General features: G+C 42.5%; 1 protein-coding gene. It reads right to left on the bottom strand.

What is annotated here, in order from left to right:
• Window positions 1–704: ABC transporter permease (locus tag AC1DPZ_RS28505; RefSeq protein ID WP_477409884.1), on the bottom strand; the 704-nt coding region annotated here is incomplete at both ends.

Genomic DNA, 704 nt, shown 5'->3' with positions numbered 1-704 from the left:
CGATATCCCTACCGCTAAAACAACCGCCACAACCGTTATTAAAGCAGTTTCGGCTATAAACTGCCAAAAAAGCTGGTGAGGCAGGCTACCCAATACTTTGCGGATCCCAACTTCTTTTGAGCGGTTAAGTGCCTGTGCTGTTGCCAGGTTTACAAAATTTACACAGGCAGTAATAATCAGGAATATCCCTATAAAAAATAGCGCCCATAAATACTTTTTATCTGCGTAACCGTCAAGTTCGGCATTAAAATGTATATCGCTAATAGGTTGGAGTTTAAAAAACCACACTTTCAGGTCGCGGCCAGTGTAGTGCTTTTTAACAATTTCGGCCAAAGCTTTTTCGCCCTGGGTTTTAGACACGCCGGTTTTAAGTTTTGTAAATGCCTCGCTCCCACTGTATACACCGCCCCAGTTGTCTTCCCGGCGCTTATCTGTATATTCAGCCATGCTGCCATATGATAAATAGATCTGCTGCCGGCGGTCGGTATTGGCCGGTATATCTTTTAAAACACCGGTAATGGTAAAATTCACTTTGTTATCAAGGCGAATCACCTTACCAATGGCATTATCGTTGCCAAAGTATTTATGCGCTATTTTTTCGGTAACAATGGCTTCGCCAGGCGCTACCAATACAGTTTTTTTATCTCCTTTTAACAACGGAAAATTCAATATATCAAAGTATGGGGTTTCGGCAAAAGCCACAC

The sequence above is a fragment of the Mucilaginibacter sp. P4_G9 genome (genome assembly GCF_056400985.1).
This window is presented reverse-complemented; position numbering and strand designations above follow the sequence as displayed.